Annotated in this window: 14 protein-coding genes; 3 read left to right on the top strand and 11 right to left on the bottom strand. The window is 41.7% G+C overall.

Translation table 11 applies throughout. The features are described 5' to 3' along the window. Positions 1–15 precede the first annotated feature (15 nt). From B4N43_RS11365 to B4N43_RS11345, 5 genes are all read right to left on the bottom strand, one after another. Positions 16–1929 carry a family 43 glycosylhydrolase gene (locus tag B4N43_RS11365; RefSeq protein ID WP_075993520.1) on the bottom strand — a complete coding sequence of 638 codons (1914 nt, stop codon included), beginning with the start codon at positions 1927–1929 and terminating at the stop codon, positions 16–18. Positions 1930–2039: 110 nt separating this feature from the next. Beyond that, complete coding sequence (locus tag B4N43_RS11360; protein ID WP_075993521.1) at positions 2040–2717, bottom strand: DUF3823 domain-containing protein; 678 nt, start codon at positions 2715–2717, stop codon at positions 2040–2042. 12 nt (positions 2718–2729) lie between these two features. Beyond that, positions 2730–4580, bottom strand: a complete 1851-nt coding sequence (locus tag B4N43_RS11355) for a RagB/SusD family nutrient uptake outer membrane protein (protein ID WP_286734723.1) — start codon at positions 4578–4580, stop codon at positions 2730–2732. Position 4581: 1 nt separating this feature from the next. Further along, a complete protein-coding gene (locus B4N43_RS11350; protein WP_286734722.1) occupies positions 4582–7704 on the bottom strand; it encodes a SusC/RagA family TonB-linked outer membrane protein in 3123 nt (1040 codons plus the stop codon). A gap of 362 nt (positions 7705–8066) precedes the next feature. Beyond that, the gene (locus B4N43_RS11345) at positions 8067–12173 is read right to left on the bottom strand and encodes a hybrid sensor histidine kinase/response regulator transcription factor (protein WP_157626147.1); all 4107 of its coding nucleotides are present in this window, start codon (positions 12171–12173) and stop codon (positions 8067–8069) included. A gap of 262 nt (positions 12174–12435) precedes the next feature. Between B4N43_RS11345 and B4N43_RS11340 the strand changes: the two genes are divergently transcribed. Continuing rightward, positions 12436–14727: a family 20 glycosylhydrolase gene (locus tag B4N43_RS11340; RefSeq protein ID WP_088162313.1), complete on the top strand. Its 2292-nt coding sequence runs from the start codon at positions 12436–12438 to the stop codon at positions 14725–14727. Positions 14728–14812: 85 nt separating this feature from the next. Here B4N43_RS11340 and B4N43_RS11335 read toward each other — a convergent pair whose 3' ends face one another. Both B4N43_RS11335 and B4N43_RS11330 read right to left on the bottom strand, forming a co-directional pair. Next, the gene (locus B4N43_RS11335; protein WP_286734719.1) at positions 14813–17257 is read right to left on the bottom strand and encodes a PIG-L family deacetylase; all 2445 of its coding nucleotides are present in this window, start codon (positions 17255–17257) and stop codon (positions 14813–14815) included. Positions 17258–17408: 151 nt separating this feature from the next. After that, a complete protein-coding gene (locus B4N43_RS11330) occupies positions 17409–18440 on the bottom strand; it encodes a sulfite exporter TauE/SafE family protein (protein ID WP_075993526.1) in 1032 nt (343 codons plus the stop codon). Between the two features lie 261 nt (positions 18441–18701). On the opposite strand from B4N43_RS11330, the gene B4N43_RS11325 reads away from it, so the two are divergent. Continuing rightward, positions 18702–18941 carry a hypothetical protein gene (locus B4N43_RS11325; RefSeq protein WP_157626149.1) on the top strand — a complete coding sequence of 80 codons (240 nt, stop codon included), beginning with the start codon at positions 18702–18704 and terminating at the stop codon, positions 18939–18941. A 13-nt stretch (positions 18942–18954) separates the two neighbouring features. Here the strand turns inward: B4N43_RS11325 and B4N43_RS11320 are convergent, their stop codons facing one another. Continuing rightward, positions 18955–19668, bottom strand: coding sequence for a LytR/AlgR family response regulator transcription factor (locus tag B4N43_RS11320; RefSeq protein WP_286734717.1), 714 nt, complete (start codon positions 19666–19668; stop codon positions 18955–18957). Next, complete coding sequence (locus B4N43_RS11315) at positions 19665–20726, bottom strand: sensor histidine kinase (protein WP_286734715.1); 1062 nt, start codon at positions 20724–20726, stop codon at positions 19665–19667. Before B4N43_RS11315 ends, B4N43_RS11320 begins: the two co-directional genes overlap by 4 nt. Before the next feature lie 233 nt (positions 20727–20959). On the opposite strand from B4N43_RS11315, the gene B4N43_RS11310 reads away from it, so the two are divergent. Further along, entirely contained in the window at positions 20960–21937 is a 978-nt protein-coding gene (locus B4N43_RS11310) for a hypothetical protein (protein WP_286734713.1), read from the top strand. Here B4N43_RS11310 and B4N43_RS11305 read toward each other — a convergent pair. Together B4N43_RS11305 and ligD are read right to left on the bottom strand one after the other, a co-directional pair. Further along, positions 21921–22607, bottom strand: a complete 687-nt coding sequence (locus tag B4N43_RS11305) for a class I SAM-dependent methyltransferase (RefSeq protein ID WP_120332463.1) — start codon at positions 22605–22607, stop codon at positions 21921–21923. The two genes, B4N43_RS11310 and B4N43_RS11305, sit on opposite strands and share 17 nt — an antisense overlap. 194 nt (positions 22608–22801) lie before the next feature. After that, entirely contained in the window at positions 22802–25540 is a 2739-nt protein-coding gene (gene ligD / locus B4N43_RS11300) for a DNA ligase D (protein ID WP_182983934.1), read from the bottom strand. Positions 25541–25576 lie beyond the last annotated feature (36 nt).

Genomic DNA, 25576 nt, shown 5'->3' with positions numbered 1-25576 from the left:
ATTAGGTTCAAGTGATTAAAGCGTTGGAACAACAGGCAACACATTGCCCTGATCATCAAAATACAAACGATCCATGCATACCTCCCGGTTAAATCCTGCTGCGTCGCCCATATCAATACCTTTGGGATAATTGAATCGATGGTAAACAATATACCATTCGTCTTTACCGGGAATCTGCAAAATCGAATTATGCCCAGTGCCATAGATCCCTTTCGCAGAATCTTTTTGTAAGACTAAATTATTAGCCGGAACAGTGATCGGTCCATCAGGGGAAGTTGCAGTTCCATAGCGTACCCGATAATTTTCACTCCGGGTATCATCTTCTGACCAAAAGAAATAATAGCGTCCTTTGCGGTAGACAACATAGGCACCTTCGCGGAATGTCTTATCGGGAGTGAGTACCTTTACTGTATTTTTTTTGATGGAAACCATATCTTTGTTGAGTTCAGCAACAGCCAGATAGCCATTTCCCCAATACAGATAGCTTTTTCCAGATTTGGGATCGTTAAACACCGCCGGATCAATCTCCTGCCCGCCATTGACACCCTCAGGCTTAAAATCGATCAGCGGTTTTCCCGCGTCCTTAAAAGGCCCGGTAGGTAAATCAGCCACCGCAACACCGATCTTTTGCGCTGCTGTAAAATAATAATAGTACTTATAATCGTTCTTGACTTTCTTTTCCGTAATTGTAGGTGCCCATGCATTGCGAGGTCCCCAGGCAACATCTTTTTTCAGGTCCAAAATCACCCCTTCATCTTTCCACTGATTGAGATCGGAAGACGAGAAGGTCTTGAAATAATAGCCCCCCCAGCCATCAAAACCATCACTCGTTGGATAGATATAGTATTTTTTTGTTTTATTGGAATAGAGTACATCTGGATCGGCATAAAAGCCATCCAAAACGGGATTCTTTCTGAATGCGAATTCTATATCTTTGGGTTTCCCCCATTTGGAGGTCAAGTCCAAAAGTTCTTGTCTTGAAATAGGAATAATGGTCCCATGACGTGGATGGAAATCCATGTCAATTTGATGGTCGATTACTTTAAAACGATCAAGGTCTTCAGAGATGCAGAATTGGTACTTCCCTTTACCATAGACATCATACATCAGGATATATTTATCCGATTGATTGAGTTTAAAGACACTGGATCCTTCCACAGCATCATTGGTCTGCTGTTTATACCCCGGCTGTTCAATCCATTTTCCCGAAGTCAGAGAATCGGTTATCGCCAGCTTAATGCCATTTCCATGTCCTTCAGTTTTGTAAAAAAGGTAGAACAAGCCATTCTTTGCAATAATATCGCCATCGATACAGGATTTACCATTTTTTGGAAGAAACAGCACTTTAGGTTCGCTTTCAAAATCTGTAAACTCCTTATTAGCATAAGCATAGTAGATGATATCCGGGCCATTTCCGTGCTGCATGGACCAGTACACCATGTATTTACCGACCGAAGGGTCATATATAGTCTGTGGTGCCCATACTCTTTTCAACGCTTCCTGACCTTTGAAACGCTGCTGGATATCGATTGCCTGATGAGACCAATGCACAAGGTCTTCGGATTTTAGCAGGATCAAACCCCGATTAGAATCCCAGCCTTTGGAGGAGGTCATGTCGGTGAGCACCATATAAAATGTTTTCCCATCTTCGCCACGGAGAATATGGGGATCACGTACACCACCAGTCTTGCTGATCACCTTCGAATCCAGGATAGGCTGGTTTTCATTTAAGGCTCTGTAGGTATAGCCATCTGTGCTGATCGCAAAACAAACCGCTTCATCTGCGACAGCATTACCTTTGAAATAGGCAAATAAATAACCTGCAAAATCTTTGTCCGTAGGTCCGCTGCGATAAGCCTGAGCAAAAACGCCGCATGTAGCATGTATTAAAAATAAGGTAACTAAGATTGAAATTTTGTTTTTTTTCATGAAGGTTTAGTAGAATAAATAAGCATTAGACCATTTTTTTTGCATCTTTAAAAGCCACGGAATATGATCCCGTGGCTTCGTAATCCGGCAATTTTACTTGCCATCAGCACCTATTTTAAAGCTATTTTTTGAACTGCCGTATAGTAGTACTCTCCAGATACCGTAGCTTTCACCCCTATTCGGGCAAACACATAATCGAGGTTTTTCAGGTTGTCCGGCAATTCACCGACGATACTTGTCGGTTGACCAAAAGCAACATTAGCCAAATTGGCATCCACACGTAGCTCGCGTTGTACCTGATCTGTTAAAACAGATTTACCGAGGTAAAGTCGCACAAACTCCAAATTTGCCGTACCTACTATTCTATTAACCGTAAAGTTAGCAGTAATACTGTTATTATTTTTTTGAAAAGACTCGTTTGTCACCGTGAAATAGGGTGTTACAGGCACATCAATTGTCGTATTGCCCTTCACTTGCACCAAAACCGTATCGGTTGCCTGTTGTAGCCATGGTGAATCTCCTTTCCGCACCAATTTGTATTCACCATCAAAAAGACTAACAGAAAAAGAGCCGTCCTGATCAAAATATACGGGTATTGCTGAGCGAAGCGGATACCCATCCTGCCATAATTCCAATTGAGGCCCATTATTCCGAACGCCAATCGCCTTTCCTTCATAAACAACGCGTCCCGAAAGCGTTGATTTTGGGGCTTCAAAATTATCATATTTACAACCTACAACGAGTAGGCTTGCAAAAGCTACCAATAAGCTTAAAAATTTTATTTTCATGGTACAACTAGATTAATGGAATGGATTTCTAACTATTTTAGGATTTTTATTAATGACATCCTGACTAATGGACGCATAATAATTGGCCATACGGAAAAAGCGTGCCTTTCTGAAACGCGCAGGTCTTACCCGTTCATAGATATACTTACCGTCATCGGCATGCCCTGGACGCACGACACGATAAGCATATAGTCCATATACAACAGCGTTGGGATCATTTTCCGATCCGTCCCACACCAAATGTGCAATACGCCATCTTTTAAGATCATAGTAACGATGATCTTCAAAAGCAAGTTCGACACGACGTTCGTTCCGGATAATATCCATTGTTAGATTACTAACGCTATTGGCCGGAAATCCTGCTCTTTCGCGTAATTTATTGACGTAAGTTCTAGCGTCCACGGTCTGTCCCAGCTCAAATGCAGCTTCTGACGCGTTGAGGTAAATTTCACCAAGACGAAACCACGGCCACCAGTTAGCAGCTGATGTACCGCGTGTACTGGCTGCCGGCGCATCACTGACAAATTTACGGATATAGAAGCCGGTGTTGCTGACGTCCTGTGCGTCATAAAGCGGTCCATCAAAGCCGGTCCACAAACCACCACTCGCATAATTCTGTCCCAGTTGTGGCGCTGCTGTAAACTGGTAAGCTCCATTCGTCCCCCAAGTTGCAACTCCAGCTTGAATACTCACAGCACGTCCGCGGAAAGAAGTTCCCGGATAAATCACAGTCCCAAACAAACGAGCATCTTTATTCGCAAAAATATCGTTGATATTTTGGTAGGCTACGTAATTTCCTGCGCCGTTTTTATCATGTAGTGTACCTTTGCTACCGTCTAGATAATCAAAACTTTCTACAAGACTCAATGAAGGAGAAATCGTCGATGACGACTCATTGTCTTCGGTCAGACTTCTGACGATATTGTCATAAGCAAAGCGGTGAACTTTTAAACTCGTGACAAAATCCTTGGCAAAGATGACTTCAGCACCAGTTTTCTTATTGAGCATATCATAAAAATTGGCACCTTTATCGGCATTCTCATTGTAAAGCGCATAGGGACCATTCATAATTTCCTTGGAAGCAGCCAGTGACTTGGTATAATACCCCGTCGCCATATTGGCTGGAATACCCACTTCTCCTCCGGCAGTCGTTATCGGTGAGGCCATTAGATTATTATATTTCGCGATGGACGCCGCATAAAGCATTGCCCGACTTTCCAAAGCTAATGCTGTATACTTGTTGGCTCTGGTCTTACTGGCATTATAGACGGCAAGATCTTCCTTGATCTCTTCCAATTCTTTGTAAATAAAATCGTAGACTTCATACTCCTTGGCACGTGCCACCTGCAATGGTGTTGGATCACCGCTAAAGTCATAGATGAGCTGGGTTGTAACGATCGGAACCCCACCCATGCGTTTGACGAGCTCAAAATAAACGAAAGCGCGGATGAAGCGTATTTCGGCTTTATACTGCTTGCGTTGTGCATCAGACAATTGTGTACTGAACTGATCGATATTTTCGAGGGAAAGATTCAGATCCCGAATCAATCCATAATCCCAATAGCGACCGTAATCGTCACCAAACTGATAATCATTACGCCAGTTTTGATCGCGATGTCCCGACCACATGGCATCATCCAATTCGGTCATTCCTCCTGTATTGAAAACACCATGTAGCGTTGGCATTCTATCGTAATAATTGGCGACGAGTGAAGTCAACAGTTTCGGGTCATTCCAAAGCTGTGCATCGGTAATCAATGATTTTGAATCCCGGTCAAACCAATCGTCGTGATTGCAGCTGCTCAACGAGGACAAGGTCAATAAAGCAACTCCTATATATGTAAGTTTAAATCGTAGTTTCATGTTAAAAAGTCATATTAAATCCAACCATAAATACCCTTTGCTGTGGATATACTACTGCTGCTCTCGCTTCGATCTCGGGATCAATCTGGTAGTCTTTGACATTGTCAAAAGAAATCAAGTTTGAGGCATTGATATAGAACCGTATTTTTTCGGCCTTTATCTTTTGAATCCATGCTTTTGGCAGATTGTATCCAACCTCCAGGTTGCGGACACGCAGGTAACGTACATTGGTCAACCAAAAATCACTATTTCGACTATTGGGACCCGAGTTGCCGTTACGAATCGCAGGGTAGCGTCCCGGAATCCATTCGCTGTTTGGATCATAAGGGTCTTTGCGATGCCATCTATCTTCAAGTAGATAAGCTGGAGAATTACCCCCACCATGGAAGGCATTACGTAATTCATAATCCTGAAACCAGGATTGCACCGCACCACCGGCCAGATCAATATTTAAGTTGATGCCTTTCCAGTCAAGTCCTATCCGACCACCGAAGCTCATCATCGGTGCCCAACCCGTCGGATAACCGATCGGACGCTGATCCATATCATTGATAACCCCATCGCCGTTTACATCTTTATAAATCAGATCACCAGGAAGTTGCGTCCTATTGTTCTGACCATCATTATTGATCGGATGGTTGCGGATCTCTTCTTCCGACTGAAATCGTCCAACTACTTGGTATCCCCACCATACTCCGCCCCAGCGGTCTTCAATCGAGTTACGGTATTCATTCCACGAATTACTGAAACGAGGCTTATAGGTTTCTAGGTCACGATAACGTGAAAAAGTCATATTCCCACTGACAACATAGTTAAGCTCACCGACCTTATCGGTATAGGTAATGATACCTTCGGCTCCATAATAGCCGTTCTTACCGAGGTTTTCATTGGGAAGATCATAACCGATTTCGGCTGGTAATAGGACATCGTACCGTTTGCCAGGATATCCAGTACGGATAATTTTAAAGATATCGGCCGTCAATGTCAGCTTATTTTTCAGCAGTGTCGCATCGATACCCATGTTATAATTGGTGTTTTTAACCCAGGAGAGGTTGCGAACTGGTAAACCTCTAGGCTGTACCCCGGGCACATAAGCTCCGTCTAAGACAGCACTTCCAGCCGCCCAATTATACCCGGCAAGGTAATCGTGCATTCCCACGCCCTCTTCAAGTCCTGTTTGTCCGATCGAACCACGGATTTTAAGGTCACTCACCACAGATTTTAAGGATTTAAAGAACCCTTCATCCGAAATACGCCAACCTACCGATGCTCCTGGAAACAATCCCCAGCGTTTACCTTCATAATATTTAAAGGAACCATCATAACGGCCCAGTACCTCCAGAAGATACTTGCCCTTGTAGTTGTAGTTGATACGGCCAATATATCCAGCCCGAGCCTCGTAAGCCCATTCATCGGCCAAACTATTGAGCTCCGACAGTCTTAACAACGGAATATAATTGTTTGAAGGATTTGCGCCCAATGCCTTATACGTCCGGTCCCAATCTGAACGCTCATAGCCTAACATTCCCGCGAAAGTATGATCGCCGATCTGCTTGTTATAATCGATCTGGAACTGTGCAAAGCGAGAAACAATCTCCCTCGTGGTATCGTAACGCCAGCCAGCATCACTTCCACCAGTACGCTTATAGGCATTATTTTCGTACCGATATACATCATAGGTATATTGGAAGCCTTCAAATTTATTGTTGGTATAGTTGTAAGAAACAGTTCCTTTTGCCGACAAACCAAAATTTGTCTTATAGGCCGCAAAGAGATTCACATTTCCAGCAAGGTATTTATTGTCTTTATAGCCGGCAATATCGCGACTAAAGAGAGCCGGGTTATAGGGAAAATCATTGGTATGATTGATATATTCCGGATTGTCATTTGCGTAGGGACCTACAGTCGGCCTATTTTTCATAATAGCCAAAATAGACGAGAAGTATCCATCCCCACCTGGTAAGCCAACATCCTGTGTGCCCTCATGTCTTCCTGAAATCTGCGTCCCGACAGTAAGTCCTTTGAGTACCTCAGCTTCCATATTGGCCTGGAAATTGGTTCGCTTATAATTGAAATCCTTGATCATTGCATCCTGATTGAGGTGGCCCAATGACAGGAAGTAATTGGATTTTTCATTTCCACCGGTAACATTGGCATTGATGTATCGCTGTGGAATATTCTTACGGATCACCATGTCATAATAATCATAGCCTTGGTAGCCGGGCTCTGTCCCTGCCTGCCATTTCGCCAACTCCTCGGGCGTATATACCGTCCTCGGGTCGCGGTTTTCATTCTGTGCGGCCTCAACCAATCCACGTGTGTATTGTTTAGCGTTTGCCATGGTCGGAAAACGTGTCAAATTTTGCCAGCCTTGGTAGCCATTAATATTGATTTTTGCACTTTCTCCTTTTGCGCCTTTTTTGGTGGTAATCAATACAACACCTCTGGAAGCACGGAATCCATATACTGCTGCGGCGGCATCTTTCAAAATAGAGATACTCTCAATATCTTCTAGATTCAGCGAATTAAAGATATCTGCGCCGGAGCCATTCTGTGTACCAACCCAATCAGTACCTTCCTGACCTCCATAAGCAACCCCATCAATTACATATAAAGGCGAGCCCATATTCCGGATTTCGATCGCTGCACCACGACCGGGACGTGCGTCTTTGGCACGCACTGAGATCCCCTGCACCTTTCCTGCCAAAGCCCCAGCAGTTGTCGTCGATGATGACCGTACAATATCCTCTGATTTAATATTGCTTACCGCCCCTGTAATATTACGTTTGGACTGTTTACCATAACCAACAACGACGACATCCTCCAATACATTTTCATCGGCCTCGAGCTGGATTTTTAAATTTGTTGTTCCATCCAATGGAATTCGACGAGTCTTATACCCAACAAATGACACGACGAGCGTTCCTTTGTTAGCATTCAGCTCAAATTTCCCCGATTTGTCTGTTGAGGTTCCCTTACCTCCTTCCAGGAGGAGTACACTCGCACCAACGATAGGCTCGTTTGCTTTGTTGAAAACTTGTCCCGTAACCTTCTCCTGCGCATACAGCAATGTTGGCATCACGCTCAACATGGTGTAAAAAGAAGCAATCTTTAAGTTTTTCATAAATTTCAATACGAATTAAACAGTAAATAATACAATCTAGCCGGACAAGACAATATGATGGTAAACTACGGTCTACTTTGGTTATTTCTTTTGCATCGTTGCCACCCCTACCTAGATTTATAATTGGATTAATACCTCAAACTTAGCCGATTTTGCAACATTCCATCGTACACAAATCCGTCAAAAAACATATATTTTTTAGTCAAAAACAGCTTTTTAAACATATTTAAGGCATATTTTATGTTTTTTTTCAAACAGATCTCGTTTTGATCGAAGTATATTAGAAGGCTGCTTTATGCGAAAAAACTATGCCCCTATCTATGTTGAAATAGTAGGGGCATACTTATCTGATGTGGATTGTTTTAATACACTACGCGGGCTTTATTGTCGGATCGTTGATATTCGGAAGGTAGTTGGCCAAACTCCTCTTTAAAGCACTGCCGAAAATAAATCGCACTATTGATTCCGACCATAAATGACACTTCAGTCACGTTATACTTCCCGGTCCGAAGTAGATCTGCCGCCTTATGGATACGTATCTTACGTACGAGTTGATTGATATTTTTCCCTGTGATGCCTTTCAATTTCCGATAAAGGGTAGACTGACTCATATTCATGCGATCAGCGAGGGCAGCAGCATCCAATACCTCATCCTGCATATGCTGTTCGACAATCTGCATAAAATCCTGAACAAATTCATTTTCACGCCAGAGTTCCTCCGTAGGCTTTTGTTCTAGTCCTATATTGGTAGTTGAAAAAGATGATTTTGAATTTAAACTTTCCAAAATCAGTTCATTGATCTGTTTCTGTCGGCTCAATAGATTGTCAATACGTTTGAAAAGTAAAGCTGCTGTAACTGGTTTGATCAGGTAGGAGTCTATCCCCAGATCATAACCTCTCTGCCGATCTGCATCGGTATTTTTTGCTGTCAATAGCAACAGTGGGATATGACTTGTACTACGTTCCTGTTTCAATTGCTTTACAAGCTGAAAACCATCCATATCGGGCATCATAATATCACTGATCACCAAGTCGGGCACCCTAGCCATCGCCATTTGATAGCCTAAAGTTCCATTTTCGGCGAGCACCACGTCATATTGTCTTTGCAAGGTACTTCCCAGATATTCACGAAGTTCCAGATCATCCTCAACCAATAGCACTAGCGGACGTTGCGAAGAAACAGGCTGCTCGCCATTCTCAACAGGTAATCGATCGGTTTTCAATTTTACTGTAAAGGTGGTACCAAGGCCAAATGTACTATTCACATCAATCTTTCCATGATGGATCGCCACAAGTTCTTTCACCAAAGCCAGACCAATACCCGTACCCTGAGTACCTGTACCCGCAACCTGATAATACTTTTCAAAAATCCTACCGATATCTTCTTTGTCAATACCTACTCCTGTATCCTCTACGGACAACACCGCCCAATGGTCCAAATCCGATTCTTCGTAATGCAAGCTTAGTTTAATATAACCTGACTCGGTATATTTATAGGCATTCGACAATAAATTATCGACGATCAATTGTACGATTTCAGCATCAAATAGCGTACGTGAATCCCTCACAGGGAGTTCAGACAACACCCGAAGACCAGGTTTGTGATTCAATGTTTTATATTTATGGGCAAGATCTGCGAGCATTTCTCCCAAAGACCCAGCTTCGGGCACAAAGGGTTTAAACTGCGATTCTACCTTCCTAAATTCCAACAACTGGTTGACCAATGTGAAGAGTCTATTAGCGCTTTTCTGTACTGTCTGAACCAGTTCGCGATGTTTTTCAGTAAGCTGCTGCTCTTGGGACAGGTCGTCAAGGGGGCCTAGAATCAACGTCAAAGGTGTCCGTAGCTCGTGTGTTATATGCGTATAGAAATTTAGGCGCTCTGCATGTAACTGTTCGTCCTGCACATGTTGCCGCTCTTTCAGTTTTAGTTCGGATTCGGCTTTCATTTTTTTGAAATAGAAAGAAATGATAATATATCCAATTAGCAGCACAAGGAGCAGATACACGATCTTGGCGGATAAACTGAGATAAAAAGGTGGCGCAATGTTGATCAATAGATGCTGGTAGTCCTGCGACCATTGCCCATTTTTCATCCGGGTACGAATCAGCAACTCATGTTCACCGTAGGGTATATTACGAAAATCGAGGTTGGTCTCGTTTCCCAGAAAAATCCAGTCATTATTAAGCCCTTGCAATTTATAGCCAAACTCGACCAAACCGTCTAGAGCAAAGTCCATAACAGCAAGTTCGATACGAAAGCTATTTTCATCATAATTGAGTTCAATCGCCTTTGTCGGCGAGGGATATTTATCGACCTGCGTACCGGACTCTCCGGATCGAAAAACAATAAATCGGCTAATACTTAGGGGCGAGGTTGGTAAATTGGACGGGATTGTGGCTGGGTTGAAATAACACATTCCTTCCTGCATCCCAAAATACAGTCGACCTTCACTGTCTTTTCCTACACTTGCATTGATAAAACCTCCCAAAGGCAAACCGAAAGACTGGTCATATTGTAGAAAACGTCTTTCTTTCGGGACATAGCGTAACATCCCCGATTTGGTCGAACACCAAATATTTCCGGTCTGATCTTCTGCGAGTCCATTGACAAAAAGCCATGCATTCCCTCCCGGAGGCATCAATAGAGACAGATCACCAATCTTCTTACCCGCTTCCTGTACAGCCAGTCCTTGATTTGTAGCCACCCAGATATTGTTATTTCTATCCCGCAACAAATGATTAATCGTGTTATTTTGCAAGCCATTACCCTTGTCCATTTTTCGAAGCAGTTTATGCTGAGGATCGTAAACATAGAGTCCTTGCCCATAAGTTCCGACCCACATGTTGTGTTGGCCATCTTCCATCAACGTTCGGGGCGCATAATCGCCAAGCATTGGTTTGTTGATCAAAAGCTTCTGGACATGCCCCTTTCCTTCATCATATATAAATACCCCTTGATGTGCTGCAAACCAGATCTGTCCCAAATGGTCCTCATAAATCGCGCGTACCTCCGTCACAGGCTCACCTAAATCAATGGTTTTCCAAACGGACGATCCAGCATATTGAACGGCAATTCCACCTTTACGTAATCCGAGCCAAACATGTTGATGCTGGTCCTTAAAAGCTGTTAGCAGGAAATCGTCTGCCCCACCATTCTTTTTGGTAATCTGTCTCAATAAACGCCCTTCCGCATTCATTTCGACCAGACCTGAACCTTCAGTCGCCAAACGTATTGTCCGATTTTCCCCCACCAATACATTGCTCACTGTTGCCAGTCGATCCGGCAGCATATTGTCTGATGGAAAGAAACTAAAGAAGGGGGCTATATGACTCACAACTCCCAAGCCACCACCATATAACGCTAGCCAAACGTTTCCAAACCGATCGGGAGTAATATGCTGAACCATCGTATTATTGCCTTTCCCCAGATCAAAACGCTCTACATGCTGTACGGCTTCAATACGCTTATCATAACCATAGCTCGGCTGCAATAAAAAGAGTTGCGACGATTCGGCGCCTATCCACAATGTATGGCCAATTTCCTTAATCGCATATACAAAAGGTTCATTTCCATTTTTTGCCAATCCTGCCAAAGAAATCTGCTGTAGTTTACCGGAAGCTGGATGATACACAGCCAGCCCCTTTCGGGTCCCTATCCACATATTGCCGGCTTGATCACAAAACAAAACTTTAATTTCATTATCTGGTAATTGTCCGGAGGTATTGTGATTAGTTAGTCTTTTCAAAGAATGGCTAATGGGATCCATTATTGTTAAACCTTCGTTAACATGCCCGATGTAAAGCATTCTTTTTTGATCTTCGGCCAGAGACCAAATGCTATTTTCGGGAAGACCCGGAAAATTCTTTTTATTGAAATGACTAAATTCTCCCGTTACCGGATCAAAATGCTGCACCCCTTGATGGTAGGTCGCTAACCACAATTTCCCATCCTTGCCTTCAATCATATCCGTAATATCATTCGTGGCTATGGATTTTGGATTAGCTGCATCATGTGTATAATAACTGAATCTATTTGTGCCTAGGTCAAGCACATTCAGCCCATTGGACCTTGTTCCGATATACACTTTCCTGTCTGCATACAGCAACGTATTAATTTCATTGCTATTGATCGATTGACCGTCCTGCTTATCGGCGGCATAATATGATTTAAAAGACTTTCCCGCATAACGGTTCAGCCCCAGCTCTGTGGCTACCCACATAAATCCTTCATCGTCATGCACGATATCCAGTACCTGCTGATTGCTTAAGCCATCTTGAAGGGAAAAAAAATGGGCATTGTTGGGCTGTCCATAAACATAGGCCAACTGCCAAAGAAAAACAATAATAATGAGAAAATTTTTCATAGCTCCGCCACCACCAAATAAGTTAACAACACCAACCTGTTCTCTTGAATGGGATCCTTTGCCGACTATCATTCGCCCCAATCCATTTGCAACTTTTTGCAAAATTGTTGAGCACCACAACAACTATACAATGAAAATATTCAGGATATAAACACAACATAGGCCCATTCAAATAAAGGTTATTTTCAAGTTAAAGATAAGAATAAATATATAAATGTCAAACAAACATTTATAATAGTACCAAGAGGAATATCGTGCATAATCTCACGGAATATTGATCAACTAAAATTACCTACCAATACCTGAAATATTGGTATATTGCAACAAAATCTAATAACACTTGTGAATCACAAAAAACACGTTCATGAATAAAATCTTCTCAACCTTACTCCTATCCTGTGCCCTGTACCTGCCGACACTAAATTTTGCGCAACAAAAAAATGCACTTCCTCAACTCATTCCATTTCCGCAGCAATTGGAGGCTAAGCCAGGCCATTTTCAGCTAAAGGGTCAAGAATTGGGTTACTATATTGATCCAGCCCTATCTTCTAAATCATTATCGGGATGGATCGACCATTCCCTATTCGGGAAACTGAACAAAAAAAACGTAAAGAAAGCCAGCGCTACGTTGCAATTGATTAAAAATCAAGGCCTCTCAAATGAGGGGTATGAATTGATCATAGATCAAAAAGGTATCCAGATCATCGCCGCATCTGAAAAGGGTGCATTTTATGGATTACAAACAATCCAGCAATTATATTTACTCTCAGGAACAACAGCTAAGCTTGCTCTCCCCTATGTAACGGTCAAAGACGAGCCAGCTTTCCAATGGCGAGGTGTCGAACTCGATGTAGCCCGTCATTTTTTTCCAAAAGATTATATTTATAAATTTATCGATCTACTTGCAACCTACAAGTTTAACAAATTTCACCTGCACCTGACAGACGATCAAGGTTGGCGCATAGAAATCAAAAAATACCCCAAACTAACCGAACAAGGGGCTTGGCGGACGTATAACAATCAGGATTCTGCCTGCTTTGTGAAAGCCAAGGAAAATCCCGACTTTAATCTGCCTAAGGAATTGATCCGCACAACAAACGGAAAGGAAGAATATGGCGGTTATTATACACAACAGGATATCAGGGACATTGTAGCTTATGCGGGCAGCCGACAAATAGAAATCATTCCGGAAATAGATATGCCAGGGCATATGATGGTAGCTACAAAGGCCTATCCCGAACTCCTATTGGACAGTCAGTCCGCGGGCTGGGGAAAACAATTTTCTGTACCGATCAGCCCCTGGAAAGAAAGCAGTTATACTTTTGTTGAGAATGTACTAAGCGAAATCATTGAGCTATTCCCATCACATTATATTCACATTGGTGCCGACGAGGTAGAAAAAGACTCCTGGTCAAAATCAGCAGCTGCGCAGGCTTTTATGAAAGAAAAGCAAATACCTAACTTACATGATCTGCAAGGTTATTTCGTCAAAAGAGTGAACAATTTTATCCGTTCAAAAAATAAACAGAGTATCGGCTGGGATGAAATATTGGACGGCAGTTCCGATACCAGCATGATGGTCATGTACTGGCGTGGTTGGGTAAAAAATGCACCTATGGAAGCTGTTAACCGTGGTCACAGGGTCGTTATGACACCTACAAATCCGCTTTATTTTGATTACCTTCCAAATAGCAGCAGCCTAGATGCCGTGTACAATATGAGCGTGGTACCTTCGGATATATCCAGCCAAAAAGCACATTTGATCCAAGGTGCACAAGCCAATATCTGGACAGAAATGATCCCCTCAACCGCGCGGTTAGAGTTTATGATCCTCCCACGTTTAAGTGCTTTATCGGAACGCGTATGGACCAACAAATCCCTGTATGATAGCTATAGAAATCGAGTGATTGCACACTTTGGACTCTGGAACAAAATGGGTTTACGGTATCGTATGCCAGACCTCAACGGTTTCGCCGAAACACAGGTAATTGTCGACGGACAATCTACACTAAAAGTCTCGAATGAACTTCCCCAAAATCCAATACATTATACCACCGATGGTAGTCTTCCAACAAAGCAAAGCGCAGTGCTGAACGGCTCTCTTGTCGTTAAAAAAGAAGGCCCTATTCGTTTTGCGACAATCTCGCCTTCGGGTGCGAAAAGTGAGCTCTATCAGGTTGATTTTAAAAATGATACTTGGAAAAAGGGTATAAAAGTTGATGAAAGCACGGTGGTTCCGGGTCTTACGGCAACATTTTTCAATGGAACTTTTACCAATACTTCTGCCATTTCGGGTCCCGAAGTGCGTCAGGAAGTGATTAACAATGTAGCGCTAAGCGATACCATCAAAATGCCTTCTTTTGGTGCAAAAATAAGAGGATACCTCTACGTCAAAGAAAAAGGAATCTATAATTTCTATTTTACTTGTGATGATGGTGGTGTCCTGCGGATCCATGATCAGCTTGTCGTTGATAATGACGGGCAGCATGCACCGATTATGAAAAGCGGACAGATTGCGCTAGAAACAGGCTACCACCCAATTGCTGTAGATTTCCTTGAAGCTGGAGGAGGTTTCACTTTAAAACTTCAATACAATGTCAATGATTCAAAAGTGATCGATATTCCCAAAGCGTCTTTTTTCCATAAAAAGGATTAAAAAAAATCGACATAAAATAGCAGTGATACCATCCCCAGTGCAGTCAATAGGCACTGGGGATTTTTTTATCCGACAAGATTCTGGTCTAACGCGAAGCTAGGGATAACATATTCGCAAAAAGACGATATGCCCCTGCTACTCCTGCTGGCAGTTGTCGAAAGAGCGACAGGCTGTTATAGATATAATAACCTTTTCCTTTTTTGTGCAGCAGCAATAACCCATCTTCCGTACGATTATCTCCATTTTGCCCACGCAGTATCGGTTCAAAATCCGATGCCCATTTTTGAGGTAAAAAAAGTGCCCGGTCCTGTACCCAATTTTGAAAATCATGCTGTCCGATTACATTAGGGTAGTTCAATATGCGATGGGAAGGGTTCAAAAATGATATATGGCTTTCCGTATCTGTAATTCTTTCCGGGGAAACCGCTAAAGGATAAGCCCCAACCTCCGTCAAATGCAAATCATACGGCGTATTATACTGCCCTATCAATACACCTCCCTGTTCAACATAGTCACGAAAAAGCTGATGAAATCCCGTAATTAGGGGATGGCTATTGTATATTCGTATTCCCAAAACCACTGCATCAAAGCCTGAGAGATCAATTCCCCCAATTGACTCAAATGGAATAATCTCCAAATGACCAACAAGTTGGCGTAAGCTCCCTGCAAGCTCATCGTTCATCCCCGAAATATAAGCAACTTTCTGGGCTGTAATATTCACGGGTAAGTTTAGCACCCGCAATATGCCCTTGGGAAAGTAAGTTACTTGATTAACGTGTGGATAAACAATACTTCTGGATGTGAACGGATACCGCCCTGTAGCCGTCTCAATCTCAAAGCCGATCTCTTGAATATATTCCTGCTGCGCAGGCGACCTCAACTCAAAGCTAAGCTTCTCGGTTGCATTACCCGCTATATTGAGCTCAATTTCTTTCGGAAATACATCGAGCCCATCCGGTAGCGTAAGCTTAACCTTTATAGATAAGGATTCGGAGACATTAGATTGTAGCTCTAAAGCAATTAAACGTCTAGTCGCATTAGAGAGCACCACGATATCCGAATCAAAAGTTGCTGTCAACGGGGGGGCCACCGCAACAGGACTACCAGCATGTTTCACAGGTAACTTAACCGCGATCGGTAAGCCGGCAAACTGCAGTTCCAAATGAACAGACAATTCAGTTCCAAATTGTGTCAATACAACATCAGCAGGCGACGCGGGCGCATAGTTATGTGCATCGCCCTCAGCACTAAGCCAAGTTGGAAAAGAAGGTAAAATCGTATCCAGAAGCTGACCATTTAAATGGATCGTCTTCGAAGGTGACAAAGTAAAGTCTTTTTGCTCTCCGTTACGAATAAATGGAACTTTCACTGTGGTCAGCTGTAGATTGGATTCCGATGGGATATGCGCGTTCAGGATCATATTAACCTCGGTTCCTGGTACCCAAAGTTCCTCAATAGCCTGTACTTCCAAAGATACACCAGCAAAGTCGAGCAGAAGACGCTCTACCTCAGCTCGTTTTTCATGGATAACATGACCCTCGGGAACAATCCTCATCCAAAATAAAATCGTTCCAAGCTCCAAGACAAGTTCTGCTGTATCTGACTCACATTTTGCAATGAGGTCGTCCACCAAGCGATTAAATACGAGTGAATAAGAATCTTGAGCAGTATATTGTTTAAAAATAGCCTGCTGTTTCTCCGAACTGATCGGTGTACCTTTTAATAATTCAAAATATTCGGTGCTAGGCTGATGCCGAACCAGACTTCCCATGGCCTGAGAGCGATGTCTATTACGGCTTTCTGCAGCAATCTCACCATAATGAAAGTCCAAAGAGCCGTGTCTCACTGGAATATGCAGCGAAAAATACGCTGGCAAAGGCCTTACTTCTCCACCGATATCCTTAACACCACTGTCCTGATACACATTCCACAACAGCTGCCGAGCCTGCCAAGGCTCCAATTCGGATAGCTGTTCTATATAAGCTGATGGATCAGCGGCCAGATCAAAAGCCTTTGCCGCTAGAATTGCTGAGGCCTGATGATGTCCATGTGAGTCCGGGACATCCGGTGAAAAACGTGTTACAATTACAGTAGGGCGAAAATAACGGATGGTCCAAACCATATCGGCAAGTACACCATTTTCATCCCATCGTGCCAGCGTTTCATCGACAGATTTTGCAAATCCAAAATCCTTAGCACGTGTAAAGAACTGTTTTGTTCCCTCAATTGCACGAGCCGCAAGTGATTCCTGCACCCGAAGTACACCCAGATCCAGTCCCTTTTCTGTGCCTATAAAATTCTGTCCACCCTCACCACGCGTCACAGAAAGATAGGCCGTATCGACCAACTGGTGTTGAGCCAAAAAGGTCAACAATTTATTGTTCTCGTCGTCCGGATGAGCACCGATATATAAAACACGATCAGACATTTTAAGCCTACATAACGCACGCATCATCATTTGTTCTTTACGCGAAAAAGCCTGATCTAAATGTTGTTCGTGTGCCTGTTGTGCTAAATATTCCAATGCCATATCCTTCCTACTAAATATTTCTACGGCTCAAATATAGGAATATTTTTCAATAAACTACTAAATTGGTAGATTATATATTTTAATAAAGAATTAGTATTAATTATAATGGAGGATTAGGGTTAAAAACAAACATGTTGCTCGTAAAAAAACACTAATCTAATCGTGTCAATACACCTTCTTTATGGGCGTAAAATTCATAGCTGGCTCCTTTGCTAAACTGCATAACCTTTTCGATATGGATACTACTATGGTTTTTGCTGAGGGTAAAGTATTTTTGCCGGAGCTGAAGCGGCAGACCAGTCCAGTGAATAGATCGCTCGAATTCCAGACCGTGAGCTTTACTATATTCCAAGACAAGATTTGTTTCTCTCCAGTTCAAAGTAAGCTCGGTTTTATTTGGCGAATGAGCGAAGCTAATCAGCAAACTATCCTGATCGACAATCTTACGCGAACTACCAACCAGCAATACTGCTCCCGAAACCACCATAGCGCCATAACCGATTTTTTTAAAGAGCTGATCACTGACATAGGGCAATATAAATTTGACTGTCACTGAAGAGACTATTGTTGCTATGGCAATAGCCAAGCCCAGTCCCAAGGCTGCCTTAGAATACAAACCTAAAATAATATAAATAATAAGCTTTACGAGATGTAAAAACACTTCATTTGCGGCACGGGTGGCTATAATCTCTTCTTTGGAAAGGCCCATTCTCAGATAGAACCGGTTGAACAGCAGCCCAATCGCACCTGTAATTCCCGAAATAAAGCCGGAAAGAAAACCAATAATTGCCAAAAAAGATTTCGAATACTTATTTTCCGATGGCAAATCCGCATTTTTTGATCCAAATAATTGGGGGATATTTCCAATAAGGAAAAACGCGACAATCAACTGCAAATAAGAGGGTTCGATATATTTAATCAGATATCCCCCCAATAGTACAGCTGGAATGGAAAACGGTACAAACCATAAAAAGATTTTCCAGTTGATATGCCGTTTAAAAACGACTATTCTTGAGACTGAACTTGTAAATGTACCGATAGTCAACGAGAAAGGAATGACCGATGAAGGTAACATAAAATTCAAGAGAGGTATAAGGATAAGACTTGCCCCTCCTCCACAGATAGCGCTGATCCAAAAAGCGACTATCGTGCTTAAAAATAGGATAACTAAATTTGCAATCATATTTCAAAAACTAAAAAGCTACTTAACTGTAACACCTGACAAAGATGCCTCCCCTTTCTGTAGAAATTTAGAATTGATAGCCGCTGGTATTTATTTTTGATGTACATCATGCGTACACTGCCTGCTCAATCTTGTTTTGTATAAAAATTAAATGCTTTCGTATAATATCGATTTCCCGGTGTCACCAGGAACATAAATTTGTAAGGATACCTCAGGTGATTGGGGAATCAAATGATTTTGAACGCAAATAAATTAGTAGCGATGAAAGTTAGGCAAGTGATGATTTTTAAAAGTTCAGTGAAGACCAAAGACAAGAAAATTTTTTTGATGCAATTGGTCAAGACCCATCTTCCACAAGTACAAGATGCCACGGTTGATATTGATGATGAGGATGCTATTTTCCGGTTCGAAACAGAAGAGTGTTGTGTCGACTATCTGACAAATTTCCTACGTAGTTATGGTATCCAAGTCGATTTTCTGGATCGCTTTGTGGTTGCCTAGGATAACTATTCGATCAAAGTAGCCCTCCTGTATATTGTTTAAAGAAAGATTCTCGATAGATCTCACCAATCGGGATTTCAAACTTATCGATGTAAACAGTATGGTTATCAAAAGAATCAATAAACGATAAATTAATCAGATAGGATTTGCTGGTACGCGCAAACAGGCTCATTGGAAGTTTCTGGTGAATTGTCTTCAAATTCATTGCAGTAATCAGTTTATTGTTCCGGGTATAGATAACCACATAATCCTTGAGTGCTTCTATAAAGCGAATATCGGTAAATGCAATTTTATAGTATTTCCTATCCGATTTAATAAAAAGTGCATCCTCACTGGCCTTCTCAACCGTACTTTGGTTTTCTTTTAACGCTAGTAATTTTTTATAGGCTATTGCTTTATCGATCGCTTTTGCCAAACGGTCTTTATTGATCGGCTTCAACAGATAATCTATTGCATCCAATTCGTAACTTTTCAGTGCATATTGCGCATAGGCAGTCGTCAGGATAACCAGCTTGTCATTGGGAAGAGACTGTGCAAAATCGAGTCCATTGACTGTCGGCATCTCGATATCCAAAAAAAGTAAGTCCACCGGGTTTGTCTTAATACATTCCAATGCCGATATCGCATTGGAAAATGTACCGACTATCTGAATAGACGAAATTTCTTCGATTAAATTTTTCATTTCCTCCCTAGCCAGGGGTTCGTCGTCTACAATAATGCAATTCATAAGGGAATAGTAAGTTTAACGCTATATAATGTCTCAGTTATTAACACCGACAGTTCATAATCATTTCTATACAGCAGATCCAGTCGTCTTTTGGCATTAGCCAATCCCAGTCCGCTATATTTGCTTCGGACGAATGAGTTGTCGGGATCTTTCGAATTTTCACATTCAAAACAAAGCTGCTGATCCGTCTCAGAAAAATGGATTGTGATGAAAGTATCAGCATCACCGGCGCTGAGACTATGTTTAATCGCGTTTTCAACAAAGGCCGTAAATAGATGCGGCGGTAGAAATACACCCTTTTTTTCCAATTCTATTGGGCAAGATATACATGTTTTTAGGTTATCGCGGCGTATTTCCTCCAATTTCAGGAAATTGCTTATAAAATTGATTTCGGACTTCAGAAGTGTCTTATCATCGTTATTTTCATACAGCTGATATCTTAGAAAATCTGATAACTTCATGATGACCTCGGTAGCCATATTCGGATCTTTTCGAATTAAAGCTTTAACGTTGTTCAGCATGTTGAATAAAAAATGTGGCTGAATCTGATTTTTTAAGGAAACAAGCTCTGTGGTCAAAGCCAGGTTTTTCAGTTCAGAAATACGCTTATTGTCTTCCAACCAACGTTTAAAAAGCTTAAATGTCGTGGTGGTTAGAATAATCGGAATACAGATAAATAATGCGGCGATTAGCCCCATAGAGTCCGACTCCGGTTTTTTTATAGCGGGAATATGAATGGAATAGATGTAATTTGCAATGTACATGACTGCCAGCAAACTGGCCGTTACCAGCAGTATCAATGCTAAGACATATAACTCATATTTGGCCTTAAAGAAAAACTTTGGGATCAGTACATACATATTGGCGTAAAACATGCAGACGAATACAAACCATAGGATAATAGAAAAATAAAACCGATAACTCCCTTGAAAATGAGAACTCGAATTTGCATTTGCAAAGAGCAACAGTAAACCGATCAGAAAAACCACGTGTCGCAGTGGCCTGAATTTATTTTCTGTAAAATACCTTAAAACAATGCTATTATTGAAGTCTTGCATGCATTAGAATGATTTTAACCTAAATAACAAAAATAAAGCTTTTCTTGGCAAGAATCCGATCTCTTATACGAAGACCTGTTTTTTTTATACCAAAACTGGGAGATGATTTTTAACGTTCCTTTTCACTGTTCCCCTAAATTGGACTTTTGTATAAAAACAAGACCTGTTGGTCTAAAAAAAAAATACCACCTACAAATTTCGGCTATCCTTACAATGATTTTAATCATACATTTATGCAAAAAATACTTTTAGTGTCAGTACTATTGTTTCGTATATCCACTTCAATCGCACAGACTAAAGATAGCGTACAGCAAAAAGTGAGGGCTGTTGTTACTGACAAATTTCCCATAACACGGGTCCTCAATTTGACCTATGAATCCAATACAGGATACAGTTATTCATCAAAACTCCAAGGTCAGGATTTACCTAAAACAAAAGTAGAATCGATGTACCAAGCCGGAGGTAGTATCAACATTAATTTTTTAAAGAGCAGAACCTGGAACTTGGGTACCAATATTGGCTATCAGTTCACTTCTGTCAACTCCAATCGTCTAGACCCCATCGCACAATCCACCATACAGTCAACCCATCAATATCATTATCATTACGAATCACTTTATCTTACCCGTTATTCACGTTTATGGGGCAAAGTAGCATTTTATACCGCAACGGTTGCTGCCAATGGAAGTGAAAAAGCAATAGAACGCATTAATGGGATATTATCTGCTACTGTGGTACTAAAAGCTACGCGGGAGATTCAAATGGCGGTGGGCCTCATCGGCTTTATAGATCCGGCAGCAATTATTCCGGTTTTCCCAACCTTTGCCTACAAGCAACAATTTGCCAATGGGATGATACTTGATGTCATCTTACCTAAAGGAGCCTACCTTCGAAAAGAGGTCTTACGGAATGGCCGCGTTTCAATAGGTTCCGATTTAAATAGTACGATCTTCTACCTCTATAACTTTCAGGGCGCTGAAAAAGTATATACCTTCAGTCAGATGGAGATCAATTCGGGTCTGACTTATGAACATAACCTAGGCCGATCTTTTATTGCTACCCTTAAATCAGGACTAAAAACCATACCTCGTGCACGCGTATTTGAAAAAAACAAAACCCAGCGCGATTATGTATGGGAAGCAAGTCCCGATCCTTCGTTTTATATTAATGCAGGGCTTTCCTTCAATCCCTTTGCTAAGAAAAGGAAATAATATCTTTTTTTCGGGTTATCCACCCCATATAAATCGATGATTGAAAGAATCGAACAGGAGGTTCAAATCCGGCTTCCTCACAGAGCTCGGCTAATCGTTCTTCCGAGACATGCAACAATTCATGCTCGATTCTTCGCAATCTTTGAGCGACCTGTATTTCATCTATCCCCTTGGGCAGAAGAAGTCTCAACAACTGCAAGTTTTGTTGAATCTGCTCCTTATTGCCCGTAATATCTAATAATAACAAGGGTGCTTGCGACATCATTCTCTTAGAAATATCTTGGAGCAGAACTAATTTTTCGCCATTGTCTTCTAAAAAGTGTAATACAAGCAAAAGCGTCGCAGCACCATATTGTTTCTCTTCGTCCAAATCACTTACCACACCTTCGACAAGATGAACATTCTCGTCCGCTTCAAATTTTTCCAGGGCCTGACTAATCATCTCAGGCGACGGATCTACCCCGGTTATTGTCCAAGATTCTGCTGTGTCAACAAAACGTTCTATTTCATTTCCTGTGCCACATCCTACCACCAATAAATCCTTATTTTCAGTTTCTCGGAGGAGCTTTGGCAGCTGATCTAAAAAATAATGGTAATTAGGAATCCAGCTCTCAACAAATTGGTCATAGCCACTTGCGCGCTCATTTTCAAACAGTTCTACTTTATTCATCTAGCTAACAATAATCGTTCAATATAAAATCAGTATGCAGTTAAAAGGTATACCTTTTCTGCATTCCAAATATACATCCAAAGTCATCTATTTAAAACTATTCTAAATAGCTAATGATTATTCTTACAATCTCGTTACTTATATTTCACCGAATAGATCGGTCAATGAGTTTCTATATTCAGGTTATATCAATACTATTTTTTTGAGAGTGTATCAATTACTTTTTTCAGATCGATCCCTTTCCCCAATACAGGTTTAAAGATATCACCCAGCTCATGTATTCTTTCAATCGCATTAAACAAGGTGAAATCACTAATTTTCAACCCTTTTTTAACTTCATCCCAATGTAATGGCATGGACACTGTCGCTCCAGGCTTGGGACGTACTGAATATGCTGCAGCAATGGTAGCATGTGGTCTATTTTGAAGAAAATCAAGATACATTTTACCTTTCCGAGCACGAACAGTTCGCTCTAAGCTGGTATAGTTGGGTAGCTCCGCATGAATCAGGGTGACAATAATATGCGCAAACTCCTTGGACTGATCGTAATTATATTTATTTCCTAATGGTATATATATGTGAAGTCCCGTGGAACCACTTGTTTTACAATACGAAGGTACCCCCATATCATCTAAAAGTTGTTTGGTGAGCTGGGCGGTTTCAATAACCTGATCAAATGTATTTTTATCCGGATCCAGATCAATGATACAAAAGGTCGGATTATCCGGTTTTCTGACGGTACTACTCCAGGGATTCATTTCGATACAGCCAAGATTAGCCATATATAACAATGTAGCCTCGTCTTTTCCGACCAGATAATGCCGATCACGGCCATCGGCCTCACTTTGGTAAAGATAGGTTTCTGCCCATTCCGGTGCTGTATCGGTAACATCCTTGAAATAGAACCCTTCTTCTTTGATACCATTTGGGTATCGATTCATACTTTGTGGTCGATCTTTAAGGTATGGTAAAATAAAAGGTGCAGCCTGCTCATAGTAATTAATTAAATCGCGCTTGGTGATTTTTTCGTCAGGCCAAAATAGTTTATCGAGGTTGGTAAATTTTAACTCATGTCCATTTACCTTCTGAACCTGGGTTTTGTCTTTGGGGTTTAGCATTGTTTTATAGTTTTTCTTATCCGAACTGCCTTCCTTACTATTCTTTCGCATCCCATCTCCCTCTTTTGATTGTTTGCCGATAATCTCATTAACGGCCTGCTCTTCTTCTAGAATCACTTTTTTGGCATTTTTATCGTTACGCATGCCGACAAATGAGGGATGTCGCATAACGCCGTCACCGGTCATTTCTGTAACGCTCACTTCGCAAACCAGGTTGGGATGTAGCCAGGTGACAGCAGCATGAGGAGGGCGGGGTCTAAATCGTGAGGATTTGTTGATATCGGGTTCGTCATCAAACGGGCTATTTTTTGTGACCAAGGGTTTGAACTGCGCCATCAGCTCTTGTTGTAATTTTGCACTGAATCCTGTTCCGACCTTTCCGGTATAAATAAGCTTTTTACCTTCATATAGGCCTACCAATAGGCTACTAAACAGTTTGCTGGAGCCTTCGTTCTTTGTAAAACCGCCAATAACAACCTCCTGACGCTTATTAGCCTTGATTTTCAACCAGTCAGCTGAACGCTCATGTATATGGTAAACGCTTTCCTTGCGTTTGGCCAAAATACCCTCAAGACCGAGTTTTTGGGCTTCATTCAAAAATCCAACGCCCGATGTATCGAAATGTTCACTCAATAAAATCAAATCGTTTTGCGGCATTACTTCCTTTAAAATCGCTTTTCTTTCCAATAGCGAAAGACCTTTTAGATCTTTTCCATCGTACCAAAGGATATCAAATACATAATATACCAAATCGCCATCCGCCTCACTTCTCCAGTTTTGTAGGGCCGCAAAATTGGCCGTTCCATTTTTTTCCAATACAACGATCTCACCATCGAGTATGGCATTGATCGCGATGCTTTTCAGGGTATCATATACTGGATAAAACTTTTCATTGAAGCTTTTGTCATTTCTGGATTTTAGTTCTATTTTGCCATTTTTCATAAAGGCCAAAGCACGATAACCGTCCCATTTCACCTCGTATACCCAGTTTTGATCATCAAAAGGCTTGTCGATCAGCGTCGCCAGCATGGGCTGCACCGTATTATAAAAGACCTGCTTCGGTAATTTCTTTAGCAAGTCGGTGATATTATACGCTTGTTTCTGCGTCTCAGCCTTTTTCTTTTTAGGCACTTCTTCCAACTGGTTGCTGATTATTTCAGCAGCATTCCTACTTTTTTTGCTTTTATTTTTTGATATGCTATTCTTTTTAACAACAGGCTGTCCATAGACTTTATCGGGCGATTTTTCCATTTCCGCTATCGTCTTTCCCGACAATACGGATTTATCCTTTGCTATGACATCCTTGCGTGTTGCATATTGATCTTCCAACTTCATCAGTAGCCATTCATTCCCCCCTCTTCCATATGCTTTTACCAAAGCAAATTCTCCCTTCAATTTTTCTCCAAACAATCTGAATTTGAGCTTTCCGCTATAAAGCTGATGTCGAAGATTCTTATCCATTTTTACAATATCATTTGTCTCAGGAGCTAAAGCTTCATAGCTCCCTTCATCCCACACGATCACTGTGCCACCACCATACTGTCCTTTTGGTATGATACCTTCAAAATTCCGGTAATCGTAAGGATGATCTTCAACCATCATGGCCAAGCGTTTGATAGATGGGTCCATAGATGGCCCCTTGGGAACCGCCCAACTTTTGAGCACCCCGTTCATTTCCAGCCGAAAATCATAATGCAGATGCGAAGCATCATGCTTCTGCACGACGAAACGCAACTCCTTTCCGCTTGATCTTCCTCCAAAGGGTTCCGGTGTTTTTCCTGCGGAACGCTTTTCGCGATATTTTGACAAACCCATACGCCTGTTTTTAATCGTAGCTAACTTTCTATCTTA

It is taken from the genome of Sphingobacterium sp. UBA1897 (assembly GCF_002337775.1).
Classification (GTDB): Bacteria; Bacteroidota; Bacteroidia; order Sphingobacteriales; family Sphingobacteriaceae; genus Sphingobacterium; species Sphingobacterium siyangense.
Note: the sequence above shows the minus strand (reverse complement) of the source record. Positions and strands in the feature narration are given on the sequence as shown.